The sequence below is a fragment of the Acinetobacter dispersus genome (assembly GCF_009884975.1).
GTDB classification, from domain to species: domain Bacteria; phylum Pseudomonadota; class Gammaproteobacteria; order Pseudomonadales; family Moraxellaceae; genus Acinetobacter; species Acinetobacter dispersus.
In genome coordinates, this window is record NZ_CP041970.1 from 3,482,351 (window position 1) to 3,506,584 (window position 24,234).

Annotated in this window: 18 protein-coding genes and 1 pseudogene; 11 read left to right on the forward strand and 8 right to left on the reverse strand. The window is 41.0% G+C overall.

What is annotated here, in order from left to right:
• Positions 1-44 precede the first annotated feature (44 nt).
• The 3 genes from glyS to FPL17_RS16055 form a co-directional block, all read right to left on the reverse strand.
• The gene (gene glyS, locus FPL17_RS16045) at positions 45-2,114 is read right to left on the reverse strand and encodes a glycine--tRNA ligase subunit beta (protein WP_159886152.1); all 2,070 of its coding nucleotides are present in this window, start codon (positions 2,112-2,114) and stop codon (positions 45-47) included.
• A complete protein-coding gene (gene glyQ, locus FPL17_RS16050) occupies positions 2,114-3,103 on the reverse strand; it encodes a glycine--tRNA ligase subunit alpha (RefSeq protein ID WP_004775941.1) in 990 nt (329 codons plus the stop codon). Before glyQ ends, glyS begins: the two co-directional genes overlap by 1 nt.
• 69 nt (positions 3,104-3,172) lie before the next feature.
• Entirely contained in the window at positions 3,173-4,798 is a 1,626-nt protein-coding gene (locus FPL17_RS16055; RefSeq protein WP_159886154.1) for an SIR2 family protein, read from the reverse strand.
• Positions 4,799-4,975: 177 nt separating this feature from the next.
• Between FPL17_RS16055 and FPL17_RS16060 the strand changes: the two genes are divergently transcribed.
• The 4 genes from FPL17_RS16060 (at position 4,976) to FPL17_RS16075 (ending at position 8,802) form a co-directional block, all read left to right on the forward strand.
• Positions 4,976-6,238, forward strand: a complete 1,263-nt coding sequence (locus FPL17_RS16060) for a putative DNA modification/repair radical SAM protein (RefSeq protein WP_159886155.1) — start codon at positions 4,976-4,978, stop codon at positions 6,236-6,238.
• Positions 6,239-6,240: 2 nt separating this feature from the next.
• Positions 6,241-7,032: a TIGR03915 family putative DNA repair protein gene (locus FPL17_RS16065; protein ID WP_159886157.1), complete on the forward strand. Its 792-nt coding sequence runs from the start codon at positions 6,241-6,243 to the stop codon at positions 7,030-7,032.
• Positions 7,033-7,164: 132 nt separating this feature from the next.
• Positions 7,165-7,581 (forward strand): lysozyme inhibitor LprI family protein, encoded by a 417-nt coding sequence (locus FPL17_RS16070; RefSeq protein WP_159886159.1) that lies wholly within the window; start codon positions 7,165-7,167, stop codon positions 7,579-7,581.
• A 120-nt stretch (positions 7,582-7,701) separates the two neighbouring features.
• Positions 7,702-8,802: an HPP family protein gene (locus tag FPL17_RS16075; protein WP_159886168.1), complete on the forward strand. Its 1,101-nt coding sequence runs from the start codon at positions 7,702-7,704 to the stop codon at positions 8,800-8,802.
• A 72-nt stretch (positions 8,803-8,874) separates the two neighbouring features.
• On the opposite strand, the gene FPL17_RS16080 is transcribed toward FPL17_RS16075, so the two are convergent.
• Positions 8,875-9,144: a PspC domain-containing protein gene (locus FPL17_RS16080; protein ID WP_005185370.1), complete on the reverse strand. Its 270-nt coding sequence runs from the start codon at positions 9,142-9,144 to the stop codon at positions 8,875-8,877.
• Between the two features lie 344 nt (positions 9,145-9,488).
• On the opposite strand from FPL17_RS16080, the gene FPL17_RS16085 reads away from it, so the two are divergent.
• Positions 9,489-10,163 (forward strand): hypothetical protein, encoded by a 675-nt coding sequence (locus FPL17_RS16085; RefSeq protein ID WP_005185368.1) that lies wholly within the window; start codon positions 9,489-9,491, stop codon positions 10,161-10,163.
• A gap of 56 nt (positions 10,164-10,219) precedes the next feature.
• Here the strand turns inward: FPL17_RS16085 and FPL17_RS16090 are convergent, their stop codons facing one another.
• Entirely contained in the window at positions 10,220-12,043 is a 1,824-nt protein-coding gene (locus FPL17_RS16090) for an acyl-CoA dehydrogenase C-terminal domain-containing protein (RefSeq protein WP_159886170.1), read from the reverse strand.
• Positions 12,044-12,282: 239 nt separating this feature from the next.
• Between FPL17_RS16090 and FPL17_RS16095 the strand changes: the two genes are divergently transcribed.
• A complete protein-coding gene (locus tag FPL17_RS16095; RefSeq protein ID WP_159886172.1) occupies positions 12,283-14,610 on the forward strand; it encodes a hypothetical protein in 2,328 nt (775 codons plus the stop codon).
• A gap of 56 nt (positions 14,611-14,666) precedes the next feature.
• On the opposite strand, the gene aroE is transcribed toward FPL17_RS16095, so the two are convergent.
• Positions 14,667-15,455, reverse strand: a complete 789-nt coding sequence (gene aroE, locus FPL17_RS16100) for a shikimate dehydrogenase (protein ID WP_159886174.1) — start codon at positions 15,453-15,455, stop codon at positions 14,667-14,669.
• Between the two features lie 151 nt (positions 15,456-15,606).
• Between aroE and FPL17_RS16105 the strand changes: the two genes are divergently transcribed.
• Positions 15,607-16,188, forward strand: coding sequence for a histidine phosphatase family protein (locus FPL17_RS16105; protein WP_159886176.1), 582 nt, complete (start codon positions 15,607-15,609; stop codon positions 16,186-16,188).
• Positions 16,189-16,238: 50 nt separating this feature from the next.
• Here FPL17_RS16105 and hemF read toward each other — a convergent pair whose 3' ends face one another.
• Positions 16,239-17,180: an oxygen-dependent coproporphyrinogen oxidase gene (gene hemF, locus FPL17_RS16110; RefSeq protein ID WP_159886178.1), complete on the reverse strand. Its 942-nt coding sequence runs from the start codon at positions 17,178-17,180 to the stop codon at positions 16,239-16,241.
• A gap of 131 nt (positions 17,181-17,311) precedes the next feature.
• A complete protein-coding gene (ribA, locus tag FPL17_RS16115; protein WP_005209117.1) occupies positions 17,312-17,914 on the reverse strand; it encodes a GTP cyclohydrolase II in 603 nt (200 codons plus the stop codon).
• Between the two features lie 306 nt (positions 17,915-18,220).
• Between ribA and dxs the strand changes: the two genes are divergently transcribed.
• The 4 genes and pseudogenes from dxs (at position 18,221) to FPL17_RS16135 (ending at position 24,124) form a co-directional block, all read left to right on the forward strand.
• A complete protein-coding gene (dxs, locus tag FPL17_RS16120) occupies positions 18,221-20,116 on the forward strand; it encodes a 1-deoxy-D-xylulose-5-phosphate synthase (protein WP_159886180.1) in 1,896 nt (631 codons plus the stop codon).
• 133 nt (positions 20,117-20,249) lie between these two features.
• Positions 20,250-21,079: pseudogene (locus FPL17_RS16125) on the forward strand (inositol monophosphatase family protein).
• Between the two features lie 72 nt (positions 21,080-21,151).
• Positions 21,152-21,721 (forward strand): shikimate kinase, encoded by a 570-nt coding sequence (locus FPL17_RS16130; RefSeq protein ID WP_159886182.1) that lies wholly within the window; start codon positions 21,152-21,154, stop codon positions 21,719-21,721.
• A 480-nt stretch (positions 21,722-22,201) separates the two neighbouring features.
• Positions 22,202-24,124 carry a DEAD/DEAH box helicase gene (locus FPL17_RS16135; protein WP_159886184.1) on the forward strand — a complete coding sequence of 641 codons (1,923 nt, stop codon included), beginning with the start codon at positions 22,202-22,204 and terminating at the stop codon, positions 24,122-24,124.
• The last annotated feature ends 110 nt before the right edge of the window (positions 24,125-24,234 follow it).

A 24,234-nucleotide genomic window follows, 5' to 3' on the forward strand; every position in this document is an offset into this window, starting at 1 on the left:
AAGGGATCTATAAAAGATCCCTTTATTGAAGATGAGCTGAGAGCTTAACCCTGCAATACACTTACATCCGCAATCGCCGTGAATAAATCACGCAACTGAGCCAATAAACGTAAACGGTTGGCTTTTAATTCTGCATCATCTGCCATGACCATTACACCTTCAAAGAAGGCATCAATTGGTGCACGAAGTGCAGCAAGCTTAGACAATGCTTCTGTGTAGTTACGTGCAGCAAGTAAAGGCTGAACCACAGGCGTAAGGGTAGACAATTCTGCATAAAGTGCTTTTTCAGCAGCTTCAACCAGATTCGCTTCAACCACAGCACCTTCTGGTGTCGCTTCTTTAGCAAGAATATTGGCAACACGTTTATTTGCCGCAGCCAATGCAGCTGCTTCTGGCAATGTACGGAAATGATTGACCGCAGTCACACGCTTGTCAAAATCAAGAGGAGATTTTGGTGCAAGTGCTTGAACCGCTTGAATCACATCAACGGCAACGCCTTGGTCTTCATATTTGGCACGGTAACGACCTTCAAGGAATGCAACTGCATCCGTACGGGTTTTATCGTGATCTTTAATGATGTCGCCATAACCTTCCAAGGCAAAGTTAACCAATTCTTCAATGGTCACATCAAGTTCATTTTCGATGATTAAACGCAAGATACCGATTGCAGAACGACGTAATGCAAATGGGTCTTTAGAACCAGTTGGTGCTTGACCAATACCGAAAATACCGACTAGCGTATCTAAACGATCCGCAAGCGCAATGGTTGTACCTGTCTTGGTTTGCGGTAATACATCACCAGCAAACTTAGGTAAATACTGTTCACCCAAAGCTTCGGCAACTTCATTATTCTCACCTTCAAGGCGCGCATAATAAGTGCCTGCAATGCCTTGAAGTTCTGGGAATTCACCCACAAGTTCAGAGGTTAAGTCACATTTCGCAAGTAACGCAGCTTTCTCAGCATCAGCCACATTTGCACCCGTCATTGGAGACAAGGCCACCGCTAATTGAGCAATACGTTGTGATTTATCCCACAGCGTACCCAATTGCGCTTGGAATACCATGTTAGCCAATTTTTCTTTACGCGACGCAAGCGGTTGCTTTTGGTCTTGTAAGAAGAAGAATTCAGCATCAGACAAACGAGGACGTACAACTTTCTCATTCCCTTCAATAATTTGAATCGGATCTTTCGACTCAATATTTGAAATAGTAATGAAGTAAGGCTGTAATTTACCTTCGGCATTGATTAAGCAGAAATACTTCTGGTTATCCTGCATGGTGGTAATCAAAGCTTCTTGAGGAACAGCCAAATAACGCTCTTCAAAAGTTGCACGTAAAGCAACAGGCCATTCAACCAGACTTGTTACTTCATCAAGCAAGTCTGCGGGCACAATTGCAGTCGCATTGACTTCATCTGCCAACGTTTTGACTTGTGCTTGAATGGTCGCTTGACGCTTTTCGAAATTCGCAACCACATAGGCTTGTTCTAAAGTCGCCAAGTAGTCATTTGCATGCACCAAAGTTACAGCTTCAGGTGCATGGAAACGATGACCATATGTCACGTTACCTGCTTTATGATCTTGAATGGTTGCTTCAACCACTTGATCATCTTTCAGCAATACCACCCATTTTACTGGACGTACGAATTCAGTACGGCTTGCCGCTGAACGCATACGTTTTGCGATTGGTAAGTTATCCAATGCAGTTTGTAAAATTTGTGGCAGTAAAGCATCAAGACTTTGACCTTTTACATCTTTCAAGAAGCAAACTTTTTCAACTTTACCTGCTTGGAACGTCGAAAGTTGGTCAACCGTGATGCCTTGACCACGCATAAAGCCTTCAAGTGCTTTGGTCGGTTTACCTTCAGCATCATAAGCCGCTTGTACAGCAGGGCCATCAAAACGTTTTTGCGTGTCCGCTTGAGCAGCATCGATATCAACAATTTTCAATGCTAAACGACGTGGAGCAGCATAGGCTTCGATAGCAGCGAAGTTTAAGCCCGCATCTTTTAGGCCTTTTTCCGTTTCTGCTTTAAGTGCATCACGCAAAGTTTTTAAGCTTTTTGGTGGAAGTTCTTCACAGCCAAGTTCGAATAAAACTGTATGCTTCGTCATTATTTATTCTCCTTCGCTTTTTCAGCTTGGGCTGCTTCTGCTTCAACTTGTGCTTTAAGTTGAGCCAATACTTCATCACGCAAATGTGGTTCTGCCATTGGGAAACCAAGTTTCGCGCGGGCCGCCACATAACTTTGAGCAATTGAACGCGCCAAAGTACGGACACGTAAAATATAACGTTGACGTTCAGTCACAGAAATTGCACCACGGGCATCCAACAAGTTAAAGCAATGCGATGCTTTGATCACTTGCTCGTAAGCAGGAAGTGGCAATTCAGCTTCGATTAAACGAGACGCTTCTGCTTCATAGAAGTCAAATAATTCAAACATCTTGTCAACTGGTGCATATTCGAAGTTATAGGTTGATTGCTCAACTTCGTTTTGATGGAATACGTCACCATAGGTTACGGTACCGAATTGACCTTTGGTCCAGACTAGATCGTAAACTGAGTCTACACCTTGAAGGTACATCGCCAGACGTTCTAAGCCGTAAGTGATTTCACCTGTCACTGGGTAACATTCAATACCACCGACTTGCTGGAAGTAAGTGAACTGAGTCACTTCCATACCATTTAACCAAACTTCCCAACCTAAGCCCCAAGCCCCAAGGGTTGGAGATTCCCAGTTGTCTTCTACGAAACGAATGTCGTGAGTTAGGGTATCAATGCCGATCGCTTTTAACGAATCGAGATAAAGCTGCTGGATATTGTCTGGGTTTGGCTTAAGTACCACTTGGAACTGATAGTAGTGTTGTAAACGGTTCGGGTTTTCACCATAACGACCGTCTTTCGGACGACGTGATGGTTGAACATAAGCCGCGTTCCAAGTTTCTGGCCCCAATGCACGTAAGAAGGTTGCAGTGTGGAAAGTACCTGCGCCCATTTCCATATCATATGGTTGTAATACGACGCAGCCTTGCTCCGCCCAATAGTTTTGTAGGGCAAGAATTAAGCCCTGAAAGGTATCAATATGCGATATAGCACGACTCATGGTGCATCCACTGGAATCAAACAAAAATTGTGGTTAAGTATAAGGATTTTGTAGAGGAGTGGCAAAGGGTTAAGTAGATGAATACTTCTCATCAATATTGATAGAATTGGGTTCATCACCAAACTGAATTTTATACCATACGCAAAATTCAGAGTTATTGAGTAGAGGTTCTATATATTCATTTTGAAAAACAAGTGATTTATACTCTTTGACGATTTGAAATATTGGGGGGTCGCTTAAATAATCTACTAAACCATTAAAATCATTGAGAAATATAAAGCACTCTATTGAGTACATTACATGTTCAGCGTAGTCCCAGCTATCTCTAAAGTGTTTTATAGCATCATTTAATAGAAGTTTTTCGGTATCTGGATTATTTATTAATTTAGCTAGTTGTAGTTGACAGTATCCACAAAAATGGAAGTTCCCTCCATAGTTTGGATCTTGCCTCATTCCTTTTTTATAAATATCTATAGCTTTTTTATAAGACTGAATTTTTCTCTCAATAGATGCATCATCAAAAAGCTGTCCTCCCCAGTAGGCACTTGCCCACCAATAAAAAAATCCACCTTTTAGACTTTCCTGTAAAATAGGATAAAGTTCTTCACATGTAGAAATTAGCTTTGCTTTAGAGTAATAAGGGTCATCGGAATAAGATTGGAAATCTGCATGACTAATATAGTCTGTAACAATCTCAGCTAGCTTAAATTTATTAATTACAGCCTCATTTTTTAGAATTGATATATAGTTCTTTGCTTTAGATAATAATTGATGTCCTTTTTGAGGGGATGTAATAAAATTAATTTCTTTAGTGTAGAGTTCGAGTTCTGTATAGGGGCGCTCTATGAAGTCTAAGCTGCAATTAAGTAGTTCGGAGATATTCATAAATGTTTCATCAGCATCACATTTATAAATTACTTTGCATTCTTCATCATTTTCTAAGAAATGATGACTCTCTTTCTGGATAACTTGCTCACCATATTCTAGCCAATATAACCAATTATTATATGGGCGAAGCTCATTTAAAGCTTCCATTAGTGGGTCATTCTCACCACTGTACCCAGCTACAACCCATGTCTTATTGCATCCTGTAGATCGAACAATCTGAGTTAAGGTTTCTTTGTGTGCTTCGAGTTGATCTGTGGTATTACGTTGAACAAAACCAACATGTTGTCCATTTAGATACACAATACTTGGGTCATGAAGAAGTTCTGCATTTACTTTACCCATGGCCCCTAAATCATAGATTGCTGGAAATGGATACATACCAACCATATAACATGCATGTATCAATAAAGGATCAAAATTAACAGTTAGGACGCGACTGAAATAACCCTGTTTTAATAGCTCTGCAATTGCAATATGGGCAAAATTTAGTTTAGCTTTTTCTATTCCTTTTTCAGTATTTCCTTCAATAAACCATTTAAATAACTCTTTACGCTTAACGTTCGAGAGTTTAGTCATAATGTCGTTATATTGAAGCTGACTTAAATTTTGTTGAGCAAGCTTTTGTTCTTCTGATGTAAAGTAATTAGGGAAGTTCTCAATTGCAATTTTCATTAATTTTTGTGCAGGAGGGATGCCAGCAGAGACAGAAATACCTGCACCTACTAACAAAATTGCACCACCTTCATCTTTTGCATCTTTTAGTGAGGCTGCTAGATGTTTAAGAAGTTCTTCTTTATTTTGTTCCATTACTAATATTTAATCTTTTGAATTTATAGTGATTATATCTAATTTAATAAACTGCGCTAGCTTGAGCAAAATTAATACGTCAGCTCATGACGTATTGCATCTCACATGCTCTTAATTTCACAACTTTGAAATGTTAATTTTTAAACGATATTCTCTGTTCTCCTCAGGTCGTTTGAAATGTCTGATCGCATTCGTGAAAAGCTGCAAATTTTAGCGGACGCTGCCAAATATGATGTGTCCTGTTCCTCCAGTGGTAGTGACCGTAAAAATAAAGACAAAGGTCTAGGTGATGCCAGTCGGGCGGGGATTTGTCATAGCTATACCGAGGATGGACGCTGTGTTTCTTTGCTGAAAATTCTATTTAGCAATGTCTGTATTTTTGATTGCGCCTATTGTGTGTCACGCCGTTCCAATGATGTGAAACGGGCTGCATTTACCGTGCAGGAAGTGGTTGACCTGACCATTAATTTCTATCGACGTAATTATATCGAAGGGCTGTTTCTCAGTTCAGGTATTTTCAAGTCAGCTGACCACACCATGGAGCGCATGCTGCAGGTGGTGAAGAAACTACGCTTAGAAGAAAATTTTAATGGCTATATCCATCTTAAAACCATCCCAGGTGCTTCGCCTGAATTGATTCATGAAGCTGGTCTGTATGCCGATCGAATGAGTATTAATCTGGAAATGCCAACCGAGGTTGGTTTAAAAACCTTTGCACCTGAAAAATCACATCAAGAAGTACAAAAAGATTTGGGACTGGTTCGAGATCGCTTGATTCAGCTTAAAGATGAACGTCAGATTATCAAGCATGTGCCGAAATATGTCCCCGCAGGGCAGACCACACAGATGGTAGTGGGAGCGCATCAAGAAACTGACCAAGATGTGTTGTTTATGGCAGATCGTCACTACAAAGAATTTAAATTAAAGCGGGTCTATTTCTCAGGTTATATCCCGATTAATAGCGAGAATAATTATCTACCTGCGGTCGGATCGCCACCACCTCTGCTACGAGAAAATCGACTTTATCAAAGTGATTGGTTGATGCGTTTTTATGGCTTTCAGGTCAATGAAATCGTCAATGATCGATTCCCACATTTGGATCTGGATGTTGACCCGAAACTCAGTTGGGCATTGCGGCATCCAGAGCATTTTCCTGTGGATTTAAATCGTGCTGATTACCTTATGATTTTGCGTGTGCCGGGTATCGGGGTGAAATCTGCCAAGAAAATTGTACAGGCGCGTCGTTTTGGCAAAATTCATGTCGACCTGTTAAAGCAGTTGGGTGTGGCCTATTCACGTGCACAATATTTTATTCGTTGTGAAGACAGTCCTCGCTTTCAGAAGGAACTTTCTGCTGGTTTTATTCGTCAGCAGATTTTAACCCAAGGCTCATCTAAATATATCAAGCCGCTTTCACCTCAGTTGAGTTTAGGGTTTTAACAATGTCGAATGAGCAACTGAGTTATTATTTTGATGGTTCAATGGCAGGCTTATTGAGCTGCGTATTTCGTGCCTTTCAGTTTAAAGAGTTTCAGGTTCAGCTCAGTTTATTGGATGGAGCACAACATGGCTTGTTTTCTGAAGTCATTGAGGTTCCGAGTCATGAGCAACATGCACAGCGGGTTTGGTCTGCTTTACAACAAAAGCTTTCTCCAGCTGCATTAAAGCAGATTTATTTTGCGTCTTTGTCGGAGTCATTGGAGGCCTATCAGCATCTGTTTAATTACTGTATTTATGTCTTTCAACAGCAGTATTCTATAGAAAAAGATTATTTACATCCGAGTGTGTTGGCCATTTCTCAATGGACCAAAAAAGTAGGACGTGAAAAGCATCGGATGGAGGCTTTTGTACGGTTTAAGAAAACCACAGATGGGCTGTTTTTGAGTTTAGTTCGTCCTGATTTTAATGTATTACCTTTGATCCAACCGCATTTTAGGCGCCGTTATCAGGATCAACGTTGGTTGATTTATGATGAGCAACGTAAATATGGGCTCTATTATGATCTGCTCGATGTCCATGAAGTCTATATGGATGCAAATGAAATCGATCGCAATATTCAAAATGGCGGCAGCCAAAGCTTCCAGTTGCAGCTTGATGCGCAGGAAGTTTTATACGATCAGCTTTGGAAAGATTATTTTAATAGTATCAATATTAAAGCACGTCAAAATATCAAATTACATGTGCAATATCTACCGAAACGTTATTGGCGTTATCTGAATGAAAAACTCATTTGAGGTGATGTCTGTTGTTTGAAAAATGAATGTCATGGTGACCAATATTCATAGAAGATGGGAGAATAAAAATCAGTATGAGCATGATTTTTTGATTATGATTAAAAAATATGAGAAGAACAAAAGAGCAGATCTATGACTAAATTAATGTTCACCGTTGTATTGCTTGCAATGACGTGTTTGAGTGCCCATGCTTTTGCTAAAGCACAGGATAAAGCCACTGATCCCTATAACACCTGTGTGGATGAAACCATTCAAGAATTAAAGTTGGGTAACATCAATAATGCAGTGGTGGAAATCTGTAGTACAAGGGCTAAAACACTCTATACCAAACAGATCGTACAATTGCTGGATCAAATTAAAATTCAGAGCAAGCAATATAAGCAGCCTGAACGATATAACGACATTATGAAATCGCAGCAACTCTGGAAAAATTTTGTGGATCAAGAGTGTCGTAATGCAGGGGCCTATATCGGTTCCCCAATGTATGAATTCTGCCCGATGCAAAAATATGCAGAGCGATTGGAGCAGCTAAAAGAATATTTAAATTGATGGGATTTAATTTGAATAACATCCATCATGATTTAAAACTGTAATTTAAATACACCTTAAGCCTGAGTAGGCGTATACTTCTGCATCGAGTAGAACCACGCAAATCCAGCAAGGTGCATTGTGAACTTGACCCAATCAGACTGGCTAAATTTTCTAAAACCGAATTATAAAGTCCTGCCTTTAAAAGAGAGGATGCTCTCTGGTCTCGGGGCTTTATGTGGTTTGGCGATTTCCTCCTTGATTAGCTGGTATGTCTTAGGTGGCATGAATGCGTGGTATATCGCCCCGATGGGCGCATCTTCTGTGCTGCTATTTGCAGTCCCCAACAGTCCGTTGGCGCAGCCTTGGAATGTCATTGTGGGTAATACGCTGGCAGGATTCATTGGTGTCGCCTGTACGCAATATTTGCCTGATCTGACCAGTGCATTTAGCGTTGCTGTGGGATTGGCAATTTTTGTGATGATGACCACAGACTCCTTGCATCCACCGAGTGGAGCAGTTGCGATTACGGCTGTTTTAGGAGGCGAAGCTGTACACCGTTTAGGTTTTCATTTCATCTTGTATCCAGTCCTGCTTAATTCGATTTTATTGCTTGTATTTGCAGTGTTTTTTAATCGTTTGATTGGCCGTCATTATCCGATCACGGCACATGTAAATGAGCGATCTAAAGACCCGACACCCACTCAGAAAGTCTCGATTCAACCGAAAGATATTGAATATGCTTTAGAGCATCACACTGAGCTATTGGATATTAGTCAGTACGATTTAGAGAAAATCATTTTAGAAGCACAATCGCATGCCAACGAGCGCTTGATTAATTCATTCGTCTGCCAAGATATTATGAGCCGTGATGTGATTAAACTGCATGAGCATGATGACATTCATCAAGCTTTAGATAAGTTTAAAGCGGTGAATTTAATGAGTTTGCCAGTCGTCAATGCGGAAGAGCATTTGGTTGGGACATTGGCCTTATACGAAGTGGTAGAGTGGTTTAAAGGTGCAGCAGATCCACGTAATTCGTGGCAGCATTATGTCAGACAGATTATGAGCCATAAAGTTGTGACAGTGAGCCCGTTACAACCTATTCAGGATTTGGTGCCGTATTTTGTCGAGAAATCATTTAACTATATTCCTGTAGTTGAGGAACATCGTTTAATCGGGATTATCAGTCGTGCCGATATGATTGCAGCCTTGCAACAACAGCTTAATCGACAGCTCTGAATTTAGATAAAAAAAAGCTACGGTTGGATTAGGGGTAATTTCAACCGTAGCGACCAAAAAGGTAACAGTGAATTAACGTTTTATGCTTTGGTCTTCATAAATCGTTTTGACAGGTTGGTTATAACCTTGCACATGATCAACACGTGCCTGCTGCTGTTTAGGAATCACTAACCACAAAATCAGATAGACCAAAATACCCGGGAAGGCAGCACTCATGATCGAGATCACGAAAAAGATCAGACGTAATAAATTTGCGTTCCAACCAAATCGTTCCGCAATACCGCCCATTACACCAGCGATCATGCTTTGTTGGTTTGAGCGATATAAACCAGAGTTGGCCATCGAGTTTATCTCCTTAAATTAATGAAACAGCAGTAAAAAATAAATCGTTTCAGTTTGAGCTGCTGATAATTATGAAATAGGGTCAAACTGCTTTTTTTAAAGTTTAAACAGATGGGAGATTAGTTAAGTTGTGTAAATCCTTGATGGAAAAACCAACATGATCGCCTAAAATGCACCGAATTAAAGCATACTGCTTTGTCAATTTGCTATTTCAATCCGGTCGCATTGGATATTACCCATTTGGGGAATAGACGGACATTGAAATGATCCCTATATTTTTCCAAGTTTGGGATCGGTCAGTGCAAACCACGCGATAACGATATTGATGTTAGAGATTTATGAATATGCAGTTCAGGTTATTCTTACAGCATTTTAGTGTAGGAGTTCTATTGAGTTTGGGTTTAAGTGCTTGTGATAGCCATCATCCAGAGCCAGTAAAGCAACAACCCCAAACGCAACCGAGTCGTGAAACGAGTGAAGTGCTTGCAGATGAACAAGAAGAACAGCTTGCATCTGATACACAAGGCGTGTCATTGACTCAAGTAGCAGGGCAAGCGACATTGCCGCATCCTGCAACACATAAACTAGAATTAAGCCAGCCTTCTGAAGCCGATATGATCTATGTCGGACGTTATCATGCGCGTATTCCATGTACCGATGCCTTTGCAGGTTGTGTGAATAATGAAAAAGAAGCGGAATATATTCTCAACTTATTGGGTGATGGTTCGGTGTATTGGACCAATACCAGCTTCAGTCGTTTAGGTTCAGATCCATCACGGAACACAGCCAAGATTGAGCAAACCTGTAAGCAAGTACAATGGCGTGCGCATAAAGAGCTCAACGAAATCATGATTCGTTGCGATGCTGCGGATGTGAATCTGTATTATAAAATTAATAAAAATAAAGATTTAGTAATGAATCTAGATAAAATCTGGAATGGCGACAACGGTCATAACCGTAAGTTTTTTAAAGAGTATCCATTTCCTGAGCAAGCTTATGTGTTTAAGAAGGTTGAATAAAATTACCTCGCAATAAAAAAGAGCGCTTCAAGCGCTCTTTTTTATTGCAGTTTCGATTAGTAATCGAAGCTGAAGTGTTCTGGTGCAAGTGAAGTCAAGGTGCGAGATGTTGACACCATTGATTCTGCATGACCTTGCGCACGTGGCAATAAACGGTCAAAGTAGAAGTCTGCAACTTTGATTTTTGCTTTATAGAATTCAGGTGTTTCGATTCCGTCACCTGCTTCTAATTTCTCAGATGCAATCACTGCTTGTTGTGCCCAGAAGTAAGCCATCATCACATAACCAGAGAACATCAAGAAATCAACCGAAGCTGAAGAAACGATGTCACGGTCTTTACGTGCAGCAAGCATGATACGAACAGTTAAAGTGTTCCATTGTGCGCAAAGCTTAGTCAAGTCCCACGCAAAACGACGTAAGTACTTGTTACGTGCATGTGCAGCACAGAACTTCAAGATTTCAGCAGTATAGTCACGAACAACTTTACCTTTTGAGCTTAAAAGTACTTTACGACCAATTAAGTCCAGTGCTTGAATACCTGTCGTACCTTCGTACAAGGTTGAGATGCGTGCATCACGTGCGATTTGCTCCATACCCCATTCACGGATATAGCCATGACCGCCGTAAACTTGCATACCGTGGTTTGCAGCTTCTAAGCCAAGTTCAGTCAAGAAACCTTTAAGAATAGGTGTATAGAAGCCAAGTTTGTCATCATAAGCTTCATAAGCTGCTTGATCACCGCTGACCAATGCATCTGTCATTTTGTCTGCAAGTTTAGCAGCATGATAGATCATTGAACGACCGCCTTCAGCAATTGCTTTTTGCGTTAACAACATACGACGAACGTCAGCATGGTGAATAATTGCATCACCTACACGCTCAGGTTCTTTTTTACCAGAAAGGGCACGCATAGACATACGGTCTTTCGCATAAGGTAAAGCACCTTGGAAAGAAAGTTCAGCATGTGCAATACCTTGAACTGCTGTACCAATACGCGCAGTGTTCATGAAGGTAAACATTGCATGTAAACCTTTGTTGATTTCACCGATCAGATAACCTGTTGCATTGTCAAAGTTAAGAACTGCAGTTGCAGATGCTTTGATCCCCATCTTGTGTTCGATTGAACCACAAGAAACAGTATTACGTTCACCTACGCCACCATCCGCAGTTGCGATGAATTTAGGTACGATGAATAAAGAAATACCACGAGTACCTGCTGGTGCATCTGGAAGACGCGCAAGTACGATATGGATAATGTTCTCGGTTAAATCATGCTCACCCGCAGAGATGAAGATTTTAGTACCAGAGATTTTGTATGTGCCATCAGCAGCAGGTTCTGCTTTGGTTTTAACTTGACCTAAGTCTGTACCACATTGCGGTTCAGTTAAGCACATTGTGCCTGACCAAGTACCTTCAACCAGTTTAGGCATATAGGTATTTTTTTGCTCGTCTGTACCAAACTGCATGATTGTGTTCATACAGCCTGTACTCAAACCTGGATACATGGTGAATGACCAGTTTGCCGTTCCCATCATTTCAGATTTGATTAGGTTTAAAGACATTGGTAAGCCTTGACCACCAAACTCTTCTGGATAAGAAAGACCTTGCCAACCACCCATTACGAATTGGTCATAAGCTTCTTTAAAGCCTTTTGGTGTTGTCACTTCACCGTTGTTAAAAGTACAACCTTCTTCGTCACCTGATTGATTGAGCGGAGAAAGTACGTTTTCGCAATAATCTGCCGCACCTTCAAGAATCATATCAACTGTTTCAGCATCCGCATTTTGACCACTTGTCAAAGTTTGGTAATGTGCTGGATAATCTAACATTTCGTTCATTAAGAAACGAATATCACGGAGCGGGGCTTTATAAGCTGGCATAATCTTAATCCTGTATTTGAATCATTTTGGATTATCTGTTTCGATACTTTGATTATTCACAATAGTGATAAAAATACATTGATAACCACTAGGGAAAAGAATGTCAGAAAAGCGAATTTCCTAAAAGGGAGATTTGTACAAAAATCACTTTTCTATTGGTCTCAAAACTGATGTTAAACGTGAAAAGTACTCAATTTTATACTTGAAAATATAATGATATAAAGGTGTTTGGTAAAGCTATGCGTATAAAATATTTAACTTTATGCTTAATGGGTCTAAGTCTTTCTGCATGTTCACAGCATGTCATTAAAACCAATTCAGCTTCGAACAATTTAGAACAGAAGGCAATCAATAGTCTCAATGCGATGTATGAATATCCGAGCTATGATTATCGTGGCAAATTTAATATTCATGTTGAACCGCAGCAAAATAATACAAATGCCAAAGTCGACAATGCACCTTTAGATGCGGCACTCAAGCAAAAAGTTGATCAATATTTACGAGATCAGAAGGTCAATTTAAACAGTAAGCAAAAACAAGCGTTATATGTTGCCTTGGCGCAAGAACAAAAAAGCTATGGTCGATCTAAAGTCGATAAATTTACCCAAATCATGGCCAATGTCCTCAATGACATGCAGTTTGAATATGATGGTTCTGTGCATTATCGTCAGAAAGTGGGTTCATTTAACCTGACTGCACGCTATGAAAAGCCGACTTTATTGGTTCAAGCTAAAGTGCCAATGGTGCTTGATCTAAATAATTATAAGTTTTATATCAACTACTTTGCTTTGATGCCGTATTTGGTGAATAAAGAAAATCAAAACAATCTCGCATATCTAGATTTTTCAAAATATCAGGATGTATTCAAGCAAGTGGATTACAAAAAATTTGCTGAATATGTCAAGGCATCGAGTGCGATTTATTACCGTCTTGCAGATCAAAACAATATTCAGGCTTTGTCTGTTTCTTCGGCAGATCAAGCTGCGGGTGTGGTTGAAAAAATCCGTTTAAAAACTTCAATTGAAGAGCTGATTTTGCAAGCCAATTTATATAGCAAGGTTAATGAAAAATATTTCACCCAAAGTGTTCTCAATATTAAAGAAGAGAATCTTGAGAAACTGATTGCCAATGAAATGGAGGCTGCGAGTGAAAGTAAGTCAAAATCAAATGCTTCATTATTAGATAAAAAAGATTCGGCTGATGATGCCAGTGTGGTCAGCCAAGAACTGTATCGGTTGGTGAATAAACATTTTGGTGTTGAAGATGCTGACGAAGACTATGCTGGTGAGAGCGCAGATGCAGCAGATGATGTAACACAAGCAGCGCAGAGAGCCTATGCCGAGGCTGCTGCAGATAGTACGGTTGATACCACAGTCGCTGAAGAAGATGAACAGGTGGGTTTAACCGAAGAACAATGTACAGCTCTACAAAACACGCCTAAAACTACTTATGGCGATGTCCAGTACTGTCAAAGTGTTTATGGCATTGATGTATTTGGTAGCAAGCCCGCAGAAGTAGGTTTCCTGTCTTATTTTGAAAAGCTACAAACAGTAGAAAAAGAATTTGTTGGCTATGATCAGAATCAGTTTATTGATGATCAGGCCTTTAAAGCGCTTTGGATCAAACACAAAGCAGATATTGATAAGGCTTTACCGCCAGTCGATAAGCGTAATCCATTTACGATGGATGTTGGTCTGGATGCACAAGGGCGTGCGATCAAACTGGATTATGATTTGAATTATGGCTTATCTGAATTGAAGTCTCGATTTAGTGTTAAAGCGGATATGTTGATTTCGAATTATGGCAAAGCCACACCAATCGATCAGGCGCAGTTGAAACGTGCTAAAACATGGGCAGAAGCAAGCAAAGGCTCAATGCTTGAACAGACGGTGAGCAGTTTTTCTGAGAAACTGGGCCAAGCAGGTATTCAAGAACACTCTGCAGAGCCTTATAGCTTGTCTTTAGATGATCAACTTAAAGTGATTGCAGAGCAACGTTTCGATGCAACACATAGTTATGAGCAAACCTATAAAGCGGTATTTATTGCCAAACTAACGGAAAGCACACCACAGGTTGTACAGCGTTACTCGAGTCAAGAGTTGCAAGAAATTGCCAGTGTGTATGCGTATTGGTATGCCGATGAGGAAGTTTATAATCCTGAAGGTAAAGCACTGCAAACAATTGAAGCTTTACAAAAGAAACATCATCTTGAAAATGAAGATCAATTTGATGACAAACTGGGGCAAGCGGTGAATCGTCTTGTGCTTGATGCCATGCGTGGTGATAAAGATCGTCAAGCTTGGAAAAAGCTACAAGCACAATATAGACAACCACAGCAATTATTTGCCAAGCAATATCAAATCCAGTTTGAACAAGAGAATGGCGTTTCAAGTGAAGAAAAAGTTTTGCTTGCACAAACAGCAAATATTTTAGGGCAAGTGTATGTGGATGCCCGTAAAAATAAGCTGTCTGAAAAATCAATTCAGTCTTTAAAAATTGAACATAACGAATTTATTGATTATGAAATTTTCAAAGAGGTTTATCAGAAGATGCTGACGGTTAAATAATTGATTTAAGCACCATAAAAAAAACCTGCACTTTGCAGGTTTTTTTATTTTGATGATTATAAAAAATCTTTCAGTTCTGGTTTTACCCTATTCCAAATCGAAAATGCTTCAATCGCTTGACCGACCAGCATGCCGAAACCGTCGGTAGATGGGATTTGGCGTTGTTTGGCCTGATCTAGAAAGCTAGATGGTTTGCCGTAAGCCATTTCATAAGCATGATGGAATACTAAGCTTTCAGGCAGTTGTAGGGCATCGCCTGTTAGGCTTGCAGAGGTTGCATTAATTACGAAATCAAACTCACCTACGAGTTGATCTAAGCCAGTTGCTTTAAGTTCTGCATGTGGCACAGCATCTTTTAAATCGTCAACGAGTTGCTCAGCGCGGGCGAGGGTGCGGTTGGCGATCACAATCTGTTTTGCACCTGCCTGTACCAAAGGATAAATGACACCACGGGTTGCACCGCCAGCCCCTAAAATTAAAATACGACTCTCTTTAAGTTCCCAACCCAAAGCCTGAATTGCCGCAACCAAGCCTTGACCATCGGTATTATCACCATATAGTTTGCCGTCCTGCATCCATAACGTATTGACTGCTTTGGCGATCTTGGCACGTTCAGTCAATTGGTCGCAAAGGGCAAAAGCTTGTTCTTTAAAGGGTACTGTGACATTCATGCCGATGCCGTTGTGCGCAAAGAAATCTTTTACAGCACTTTCGAAACCATCTAAGGGTGCAAGGATTTTTTTATAGTTAAGATCAACCCCTGTTTTTGCTGCAAATGCATGGTGAAGTTCAGGTGAGCGAGATTGTTCAATCGGATTTCCAATTACAGCAAATTGTTTGGTCATGAGTGATCAGTATGCTAGAGAGTGGTTAAAGTTTATAAAGTTGAAAGGGATGCTGCAATATTGATTTACATCTATAACATGACGACAACGTGATTTGATTTTTACAACATGCTTTGATAAGTGAAAACGATCAGATAATTTTAATTGGATTATGAGTATATTTCTAATTCGGCATGCAGAGAGTGAAGCCAATATCAACGGACGTACGTTATCTCACGCTTCGATTGCATTGAGTGAGAGGGGGCAACGGCAGGCTGAGCAGCTTTGTGAACGATTACCTCCAGTTGATCATGTGATTATTTCTAAATATAAGAGAACTTATCAGACAGCAGAACCCATTTTGCATAAATATCAGTTGAGTGCAGAGATAGATGAAAACTTGCATGAATTTAGCTATCTCTCAGAAAGGAGGTGTTTCAATACAAATATAGATGATCGTAAGTTATGGGTAAGTGCTTATTGGGAAAGGATGGATTATGACTATCGCGAGGCTGATGATGCCGAGTCTTTTGCTGACTTGTATTCTCGGGTGCAACTATTTCATAACAAATTAAGGCAATTAGAACAGAAGTATACGGAAAAGAATTTAATGATTTTTACACATGGGCAATTTTTACAATTACTTCTGACTTTAAAGGATAGACCACAATCTTTAAGTCGAGAGCTGATGCAAAACTTCAGATCAGATTTAATTCATCAGCCAATTCAAAATACAGCAATCTTTTTATTTTAATGCCTCTAAAGACCTCATCCCTAACATCTGAGCTAGGGATGAGTAATATATTACTTCTGCAAACCTAACCAATCTCGTGGTTTTAAATAATAATCAGTAAGACGTTTCTCTGCTGAGTCCGCATCCCATTCAGGGCGATATGACCAACCTGCCAGATTAGGCAAGCTCACCAAGATTGATTCAATACGCCCACCTGTCTGTAGGCCAAATAAGGTACCACGGTCATAGACTAGGTTATATTCAACATAACGACCACGTCGATACAGTTGGAATTCACGTTGAGCTTCGGTATAAGGCTGCTCACGATGTTTTTCAAAAATCGGTAAGATCGCTGCTAAATAGCCATTACCCACGGCTTGGATATATTTAAAGCAGGTCTCGAAATCCCACTGGTTCAAATCATCAAAGAATAAACCACCCACACCACGTTGTTCATCACGATGCTTTAGATAGAAATAATCATCACACCATTGTTTGTGTTCAGCATAGACATTTTCGCCAAAAGGCTGACACAGGTCATAAGCGGTTTGATGCCAATTCAGTACATCTTGTTCATCTGGGTAGAACGGAGTTAAGTCGAAACCGCCACCAAACCACCACACAGGATCTTGGCCTTCAGGCTCCGCCACAAATAAGCGAACATTGGCATGAGAAGTTGGAATATTTGGGTTTTTCGGGTGAATCACTAAGGATACGCCCAATGCTTGCGCTTTCGCCCCAGCAATTTGTGGGTGACGTTCCGTCGCAGAAGCGGGGAGTTTACTGATGTTGATGTGGGAGAACATGACCCCACCTTTTTCAATCACTTCACCATTTTGCAAAACACGAGAGCGACCACCGCCACCTTCGGTGCGTTGCCAATCATCAATGATAAATTCAGCGGTACCACCGCCTGCACGTTCCTGTTGTTCTAGTCCTGCACAAATCCGTGCTTGTAGATCGAGTAAAAACTCACGAACACGTTGAATATCAACTGAAGTTGGATGCTGCATGATGATCCTCTGAAAGTGATCTAGGGATTGCTTATATCAAAACATAAAACCCATAAAAAAAGTAAGGGTTTTTTATTTTTTACAATAAAAACCCTTTAACTGATTTATTTTTAAACGTTTTGAAAAGTGAATTAAAAGTCATCTTTTTTATAGAGATGATCCATACGCTCACGTTTGGTTTTTAAATATTGTTCATTGAATGGATTGCGGCCTACTGTTAAAGGAACACGCTCAACCACATTGATACCGAGATCAGTTAAGGCTTTTAATTTAAGCGGGTTATTGGTCAGTAGTTTCACTTCTTTGACTTGAAGATGATCGAGCATAATGCTGCACATATCATAACGACGCGCATCAGCAGGCAAATTCAATAACAGGTTCGCATCAACAGTGTCATGTCCTTGATCTTGCAAGGCATAAGCACGAATCTTATTGGTTAAACCAATACCACGGCCTTCTTGACGAAGATAAAGAATCACGCCTTGGCCAGCTTCATTGATCAAGCTTTGTGTGGCCTGAAGTTGTGGTCCACAATCACATTTGAGTGAAGCGAAAGCATCGCCTGTTAAGCATTCAGAGTGGATGCGGACAAGTACAGGCTGATCTGGAGCCGTTTCTAAACCTTTAGATAGCGCCACATGTTCTTCACCTGTTGCAGGGTCTTGAAACACGGAAATATTGAAGTCACCAAAAGCGGTGGGTAGCTTTGATGTTGCAATAAATTCAATCGGCACAGAGAGCTCACTATGATAATAAAAACAGTTCGAGTATAGCCTAATGTATGAAGATTGCGTGAACTGGAATTTCTGATTTTTCACATAACTTTTTCTTTTTCATACAAAGCACACAATAATGGTTGATAAACAGTGACATAATTCAGGATAATCTACGGGTCATTCTTTAAAATTTGCATGAGAATGTTCAGCACTACATCATTCGCACGTGTGGCTGATTGAAGGTAGATCATATTTAATTGTATGATTGCCCCCATTTAAAACCCAGCTTCGGACTTGCCAGGCTTAAAAAGGCTTTGCCACATTATGTTGTATACCGAAATTCCAACTCAGCGCCCTGTTACGCCATTGTTAGATGAGATTGATCATCCACAACAATTACGTCAGCTCGAGCAAAGCCAACTCGCACAAGTGGCGGATGAGTTGCGTCAATATATTTTGTATGCGGCAGGGCAAAGTGGTGGACACTTTGGCGCAAATTTAGGTGTAGTCGAACTAACCGTTGCGCTGCATTATTGTTTTAATACACCAGATGACCGTTTAGTGTGGGATGTGGGCCACCAAGCTTATCCACATAAAGTGCTTACTGGTCGTCGTGATCGAATTACCACGATTCGTAGTAAAGATGGTTTGGCTGCGTTCCCTGCACGTGATGAATCTGAGTTCGATACCTTTGGTGTTGGACATTCTTCTACTGCGATTTCTGCTGGTTTGGGCATGGCCTTGGCACGTCGTTATCAGAACGATCCGTGCGACGTTGTGGCAATCGTTGGTGATGGCGCAATGACGGCAGGTATGGCTTTTGAAGCAATGAATGATGCGGTTGCTCATGATGCCGATTTGATCGTGGTCTTAAATGATAACGATATGTCGATCTCTTGTAGTACAGGTGGTTTTGCAAAACACTTGGCTGCGATTTGGGAAACAGGTCAATTGGTCAATGTGAATGAACTAGGTGAAGCCTATGTTCAGCCACATCCAAAGTGGACGTATAATTCTCGCTTACACCAAGCTGCGACAGATGCAGCCGATAATTTATTTAAAGCGATTGGTTTTGATTATTTTGGGCCATTTGATGGTCATGATGTGGAACAGCTAGCGCAAGTTTTTCATGCGCTTAAAAAGCGTAAAGGTCCACGTCTGGTTCATATTTATACTAAAAAAGGTAAAGGATTCGCACCAGCGGAAGCAGATCCGATTACCTATCATGCGATTACTAAAATTGCGCCAGCCGCAGCAGCACCCGTAAAAAAATCGCCTCCTAAGTACTCAGATGTCTTTGGGCAATGGCTATGTGATGAGGCGGCACAAGATGATCGCTTACTCGCGATTACGCCTGCGATGTGTGAAGGCTCTGGCATGGTTAAATTTGCGCAGCAATATCCTGAGCGTTTCTTTGATGTTGCCATTGCAGAACAGCATGCAGTGACTTTAGCTGCAGGTATGGCATGTGAAGGTCTTAAACCTGTTGTTGCGATTTATTCAACCTTCTTGCAACGTGGTTATGATCAATTGATCCATGATGTTGCCTTGCAAAATCTGGACGTCACCTTTGGTATTGATCGTGCTGGTTTGGTGGGTGAAGATGGCCCAACCCATGCCGGTGCGTATGATTATGCTTATATGCGTACCGTACCTAACATGGTGATCATGGCGCCGAAAGACGAAAATGAATGCCGCCAAATGCTGCATACAGCTTATCTTTATAAAGGGCCAACGGCAGTGCGCTATCCACGTGGGGTAGGTACAGGCGTTGAGATTCAACAGCAGATGACAGCGATGGAAATTGGTAAGGCTGAAATCGTTGCTGAATTTAATGTGGATGCTGAACAGCAGATCAGTGTCCTTGCTTTTGGTAGTCGTGTTGCAGCATCTGTAGACGCCGCTCAGCAATTTGCGAACAAACACTCGATGGGTGTGCGTGTTGTGAATATGCGTTTTGTGAAGCCATTGGATGAGCAAATACTTCGTGATTTGGCTCCACAGACCCAACTGTTTGTAACGGTAGAAGAACATGCTGTGATGGCGGGTGCTGGCAGTGCCGTGAATGAATTCTTGGCACAAGCACGCATTCTCAAACCGATCTTGAATCTTGGTTTAGCAGATACCTTCTTGCATCAAGCAACACATCAACAAATGTTGCAAGATAGTGGTTTAGATGCTCAAGGAATCTTAGCCTCAATTGAGCAAGCTTGTTTTTAATCTATAAGCTCATGTAAAAGCGAAAATAATTTTTCGCAACATTTTTCCCCTAAAAGCGCTTATATTTGCTAGAATATACGCGCTTTTATGCATTATTCTTTGTCAAAATCTTCAAATTTGTAGTGGGTGTTCAATGGAACCTATGGTGGTTATGGCTGCGCGTGCGGCTCAAACAGTTGGTCAAGAGCTTTTAAAGGCACATCAAAATCGTCATAAACTCGATTTGCAAGTTGAAGAAAAAGGCATCGATGGTCCAGTAACGCGTGTCATCGTTACTTGGAACAACTTACAATTGATACTCTCCGCAAAAGCTATAAAAACCACAGCTTCCTTGGTGAAGAGTTTGGTATGCAAGAAGGTAAAGGTCACGATGCAGATTGGTGCTGGGTGATTGATCCTTTAGATGGCACACAAAACTTTATCAACGGTCTTCCGCATTTCTGTATTTCTATTGCTGTACAACACAAAGGCGTAACTCAACACGGTGTGATCTATGATCCTGTACGTGATGAATTATTCTCTGCAAGCCGTGGTCGCGGTGCAGTGATGAATCAGCGCCGTATCCGTGTCAATGTAAAAGAAAGCTTAGAAAATACTTTCCTTGCTGTTGGTCATCCATACCGTGCAAAGCGTAATGGCGAAATTGTTTCTTATGCTGAACAACATTTTGCTTCATTATTGGCTGTTACTAAATCAGGTGCGCAAATTCGCCGTGGTGGTTCAGCTGCACTTGATTTGGCTTATGTTGCTGCAGGCCGTTTTGATGGTTTCTTTGAGCTTGGCTTAAAACCGTGGGATATCGCTGCAGGTGAGTTGATTGTGAAAGAAGCGGGTGGTGTTATTGTTGATGCTCGTGGTGGCAATGATTCATTGGATAATGGTCAAGTCCTTGCGTGTTCACTCAAGATGTTAAAGCCATTGATGCAAACAGTAGTTCCTGCTTGGGGCGATGCTGCAAAATAATTTGCCGAATTCTAAAAAGCCCTCAATATTGGAGGGCTTTTTTATGCGTCATTCGAAATAAGGTAAAATCAATTGCTGAACTATTTTATTGGTTCAGGTGGTGCTGGTAAGACTACTACAGCCAAGTTGCTCTCGGCGGAGTTTGGTTTTGACTACTATGATTTAGATGAATATTTTATGCAGAGGGAAGGAGATATTACTCAGTACATTATTCAACATGGTTATAAAGAATATGCAGCGCGTAACATTCAGCTTTTTATACAGCTTCAAATAAAATACGATTTGAATAAAATAATGATCATTGTATGTTCCTCTGGATTTATGACCTATCCTCATGATATTCACCAAGACTATATAAAAATCAAAGATGAAATAGAGAGCCATATTTTTACTTTTTTAATGTTGCCTTCACTCGTATTGGAAACATGTGTTCAAGAAATCGTAGCAAGGCAGATGAATCGAGCTTACTTGAATCTTGTTCGAGCAAAAGAAGAATTAAAGATTAGGCAGAGATTTCAGCTTTATTCGAATTTGAAGTGTCGGGTACTTTTGACGGATCAGATCCCTGATCAAGTTGCTGCAAATGTGAAACAAATACTGGATACCCTTAATAAAGTAAAGCAAGGATCTAATAAATCTTAGCTTAACTGTACAATAAGAATGTTAACAAAAGAGTAAGGCATAATAGGTTTTTAACTTGCTGATAATTATGTTTATATTGAAATATAAATTATTTTAAATGCGTTGTTTTGAGGTCGTCATTATCGTCTGGCTACAAATAATAAAGGAGACTAAATAGAAAAACCTATTAAAAAAGGTGACTTTTAAAATTATTCTGCTATAATCCGCCCACGCACTTAAATTCCAGTTCATTACCTGAACATTCAGTTCTATTCATATTAGCGCACGCTGTCCGTAGAGAGGACCACATCTTGCGCCCAAATCGCTTAGCGATTCTTCAGGTTGAAGCAGTAATCAAGCGTGCGTTTAGTCCACATCGTCGTTATTCGGATCGCCGCTGAACTTCATCTATTTTTCAGCTTGAGTCGCTTTGCCGCTTGTTGCCGATGTCTATTTTTTTGTATTTATTAAAATGGAGCACCCATTAGGGTGAAACTCTCTATGAGCAAAACTTTTGCCGAATTTTCTTTACACGAAACCTTACAACAAGCGCTTGAAGGTTTAGGTTTTACCACTCCAACTCCTGTGCAAGAACAAGCGATTCCCGCTGCGTTAGAAGGGAAAGATTTATTAGTTTCGAGCCAAACTGGTTCAGGTAAAACAGCTGCATTTTTACTTCCAACGTTAAATGCATTAGCAGGCGAAGAAGCATTTGTTTCTTTCAAAGACCGCATGAAAGCGGTAACTCAGCCTACTATTTTAGTTATTTCTCCTACACGTGAATTGGCTCAGCAAGTAAGCCAAGACGCGATTGCATTTGTACGTCACATGAAAGGTGTTCGTATTGCTGCAATCATGGGCGGTATGCCTTTTGGTAAACAAATTCAACAGCTTAAAGGTGCACAAGTTGTCGTTGCGACTCCAGGTCGTTTACTTGACCTTGTAAACCGTCGTCAAATTAAACTTGATAAAGTTGAATCATTAATTGTTGATGAAGCAGACCGCATGCTTGATCTAGGCTTCTCTGAAGATCTAGAAGCAATTGGTGAATTAGCTGCAAATCGTAAACAAACATTAATGTTCTCTGCAACATTTGCGGATCGTATTATTCGTCTTGCTGAACGCATGATGAATGATCCACAACGTATTGCAATCGAAACTGGTCATAGCACCAACACTGATGTAACGCAAACATTGCATTGGACAGACGGTTTTGAACACAAGAAAAAATTACTTACGCATTGGTTATCTGACGAATCAGTAGATCAAGCAGTTGTATTCGCAAGCACGCAAGAAGATACAGATATGCTTGCTGAAGAACTAGCTGAAGCTGGTCACTCAGTTGTTGCGTTGCACGGTGCAATGCCACAAACCGTTCGTAACCGTCGTTTACGTAGTATTCGTGAAGGTCGTGCAAAAATCTTAGTTGCAACTGACGTTGCAGCGCGTGGTTTAGACGTACCAACAATTTCACACGTAATTAACTTCGGTTTACCAATGAAAAACGAAGACTATGTACACCGTATCGGTCGTACAGGTCGTGCTGGTCGTACAGGTCAAGCCGTTACTTTAGCGACTTACCGTGAGCGTGGCAAAATCCGTGCTTTAGAAGATTATTTAGATGCACGTTTGAATGTATCTGAAATTGAAGGTTTAGAGCCATCTCCACCGCCTGCTCGTTCAGGTCGTGATGGTGGCGGTCGTGGCCGTGATGGCGGTGGTCGTGGTCGTGGCGGCCGTGATGGCGGTCGTGGCGGTTTCGGTGGCGGTCGTCGTTTTGAAGGCGAAAGCAGCTTCAAACGTCGTGAAGGTGGTGAGGACCGTCCACGCCGTAGCTTTGATGACAAGCCACGTGGCGAACGTCCATCATTTGGTGGTGAAGATCGTCCACGTCGTGAGTTCAACTCAGATCGTCCACGTCGCGAAGGTGGTTTCGAAGACCGTCCAAAGCGTAGTTTCGGTGGTGAAGATCGTCCACGTCGCGAGTTCAACTCAGATCGCCCACGTCGTGAAGGTGGTTTTGAAGATCGTCCAAAGCGTAGCTTTGGTGGTGAAGACCGTCCACGTCGCGAGTTCAATTCTGACCGTCCACGTCGTGAAGGTGGTTTCAACGATAAACCGCGTTTTGACTCGAATGATGACAACCGTGGTAACCGCGTAGATTACAAACCACGTCGTGAAGGTAGCTTCGGCGACCGTCCAAAGCGTGATTTTGGTGATCGTCCTGCTCAACGTGAAGGTGGTTTTGGTGATCGTCCAAAACGTAGTTTCGGTGGTGAAGACCGTCCAAAGCGTAGCTTCGGTGGCGAAGATCGTCCAAAACGCAGTTTCGGTGGTGAAGATCGTCCAAAACGTGATTTCGGTGATCGTCCACAACGTGAAGGTGGCTTCGGTGGTGACCGTCGTCGCAAAAACGATTTTTAATCGTTAAAAACCGATAAAAAGAAGAAGCCAGTTGAAAAACTGGCTTTTTTATTTTCTGTTAGTCATGTAAAATCTAAAAAATGTGTACTAATTCAAATTTTATATAAGAA

Excerpts from the sequence above, each read along its gene's own strand:
- glyS (WP_159886152.1), bottom strand. The coding sequence starts at position 2,114 with ATGACGAAGCATACAGTTTTATTCGAACTTGGCTGTGAAGAACTTCCA.
- glyQ (WP_004775941.1), bottom strand. The coding sequence starts at position 3,103 with ATGAGTCGTGCTATATCGCATATTGATACCTTTCAGGGCTTAATTCTT.
- FPL17_RS16055 (WP_159886154.1), bottom strand. The coding sequence starts at position 4,798 with ATGGAACAAAATAAAGAAGAACTTCTTAAACATCTAGCAGCCTCACTA.
- FPL17_RS16060 (WP_159886155.1), top strand. The coding sequence starts at position 4,976 with ATGTCTGATCGCATTCGTGAAAAGCTGCAAATTTTAGCGGACGCTGCC.
- FPL17_RS16065 (WP_159886157.1), top strand. The coding sequence starts at position 6,241 with ATGTCGAATGAGCAACTGAGTTATTATTTTGATGGTTCAATGGCAGGC.
- FPL17_RS16070 (WP_159886159.1), top strand. The coding sequence starts at position 7,165 with ATGACTAAATTAATGTTCACCGTTGTATTGCTTGCAATGACGTGTTTG.
- FPL17_RS16080 (WP_005185370.1), bottom strand. The coding sequence starts at position 9,144 with ATGGCCAACTCTGGTTTATATCGCTCAAACCAACAAAGCATGATCGCT.
- FPL17_RS16085 (WP_005185368.1), top strand. The coding sequence starts at position 9,489 with ATGCAGTTCAGGTTATTCTTACAGCATTTTAGTGTAGGAGTTCTATTG.
- FPL17_RS16090 (WP_159886170.1), bottom strand. The coding sequence starts at position 12,043 with ATGCCAGCTTATAAAGCCCCGCTCCGTGATATTCGTTTCTTAATGAAC.
- FPL17_RS16095 (WP_159886172.1), top strand. The coding sequence starts at position 12,283 with ATGCGTATAAAATATTTAACTTTATGCTTAATGGGTCTAAGTCTTTCT.
- aroE (WP_159886174.1), bottom strand. The coding sequence starts at position 15,455 with ATGACCAAACAATTTGCTGTAATTGGAAATCCGATTGAACAATCTCGC.
- FPL17_RS16105 (WP_159886176.1), top strand. The coding sequence starts at position 15,607 with ATGAGTATATTTCTAATTCGGCATGCAGAGAGTGAAGCCAATATCAAC.
- hemF (WP_159886178.1), bottom strand. The coding sequence starts at position 17,180 with ATGCAGCATCCAACTTCAGTTGATATTCAACGTGTTCGTGAGTTTTTA.
- dxs (WP_159886180.1), top strand. The coding sequence starts at position 18,221 with ATGTTGTATACCGAAATTCCAACTCAGCGCCCTGTTACGCCATTGTTA.
- FPL17_RS16135 (WP_159886184.1), top strand. The coding sequence starts at position 22,202 with ATGAGCAAAACTTTTGCCGAATTTTCTTTACACGAAACCTTACAACAA.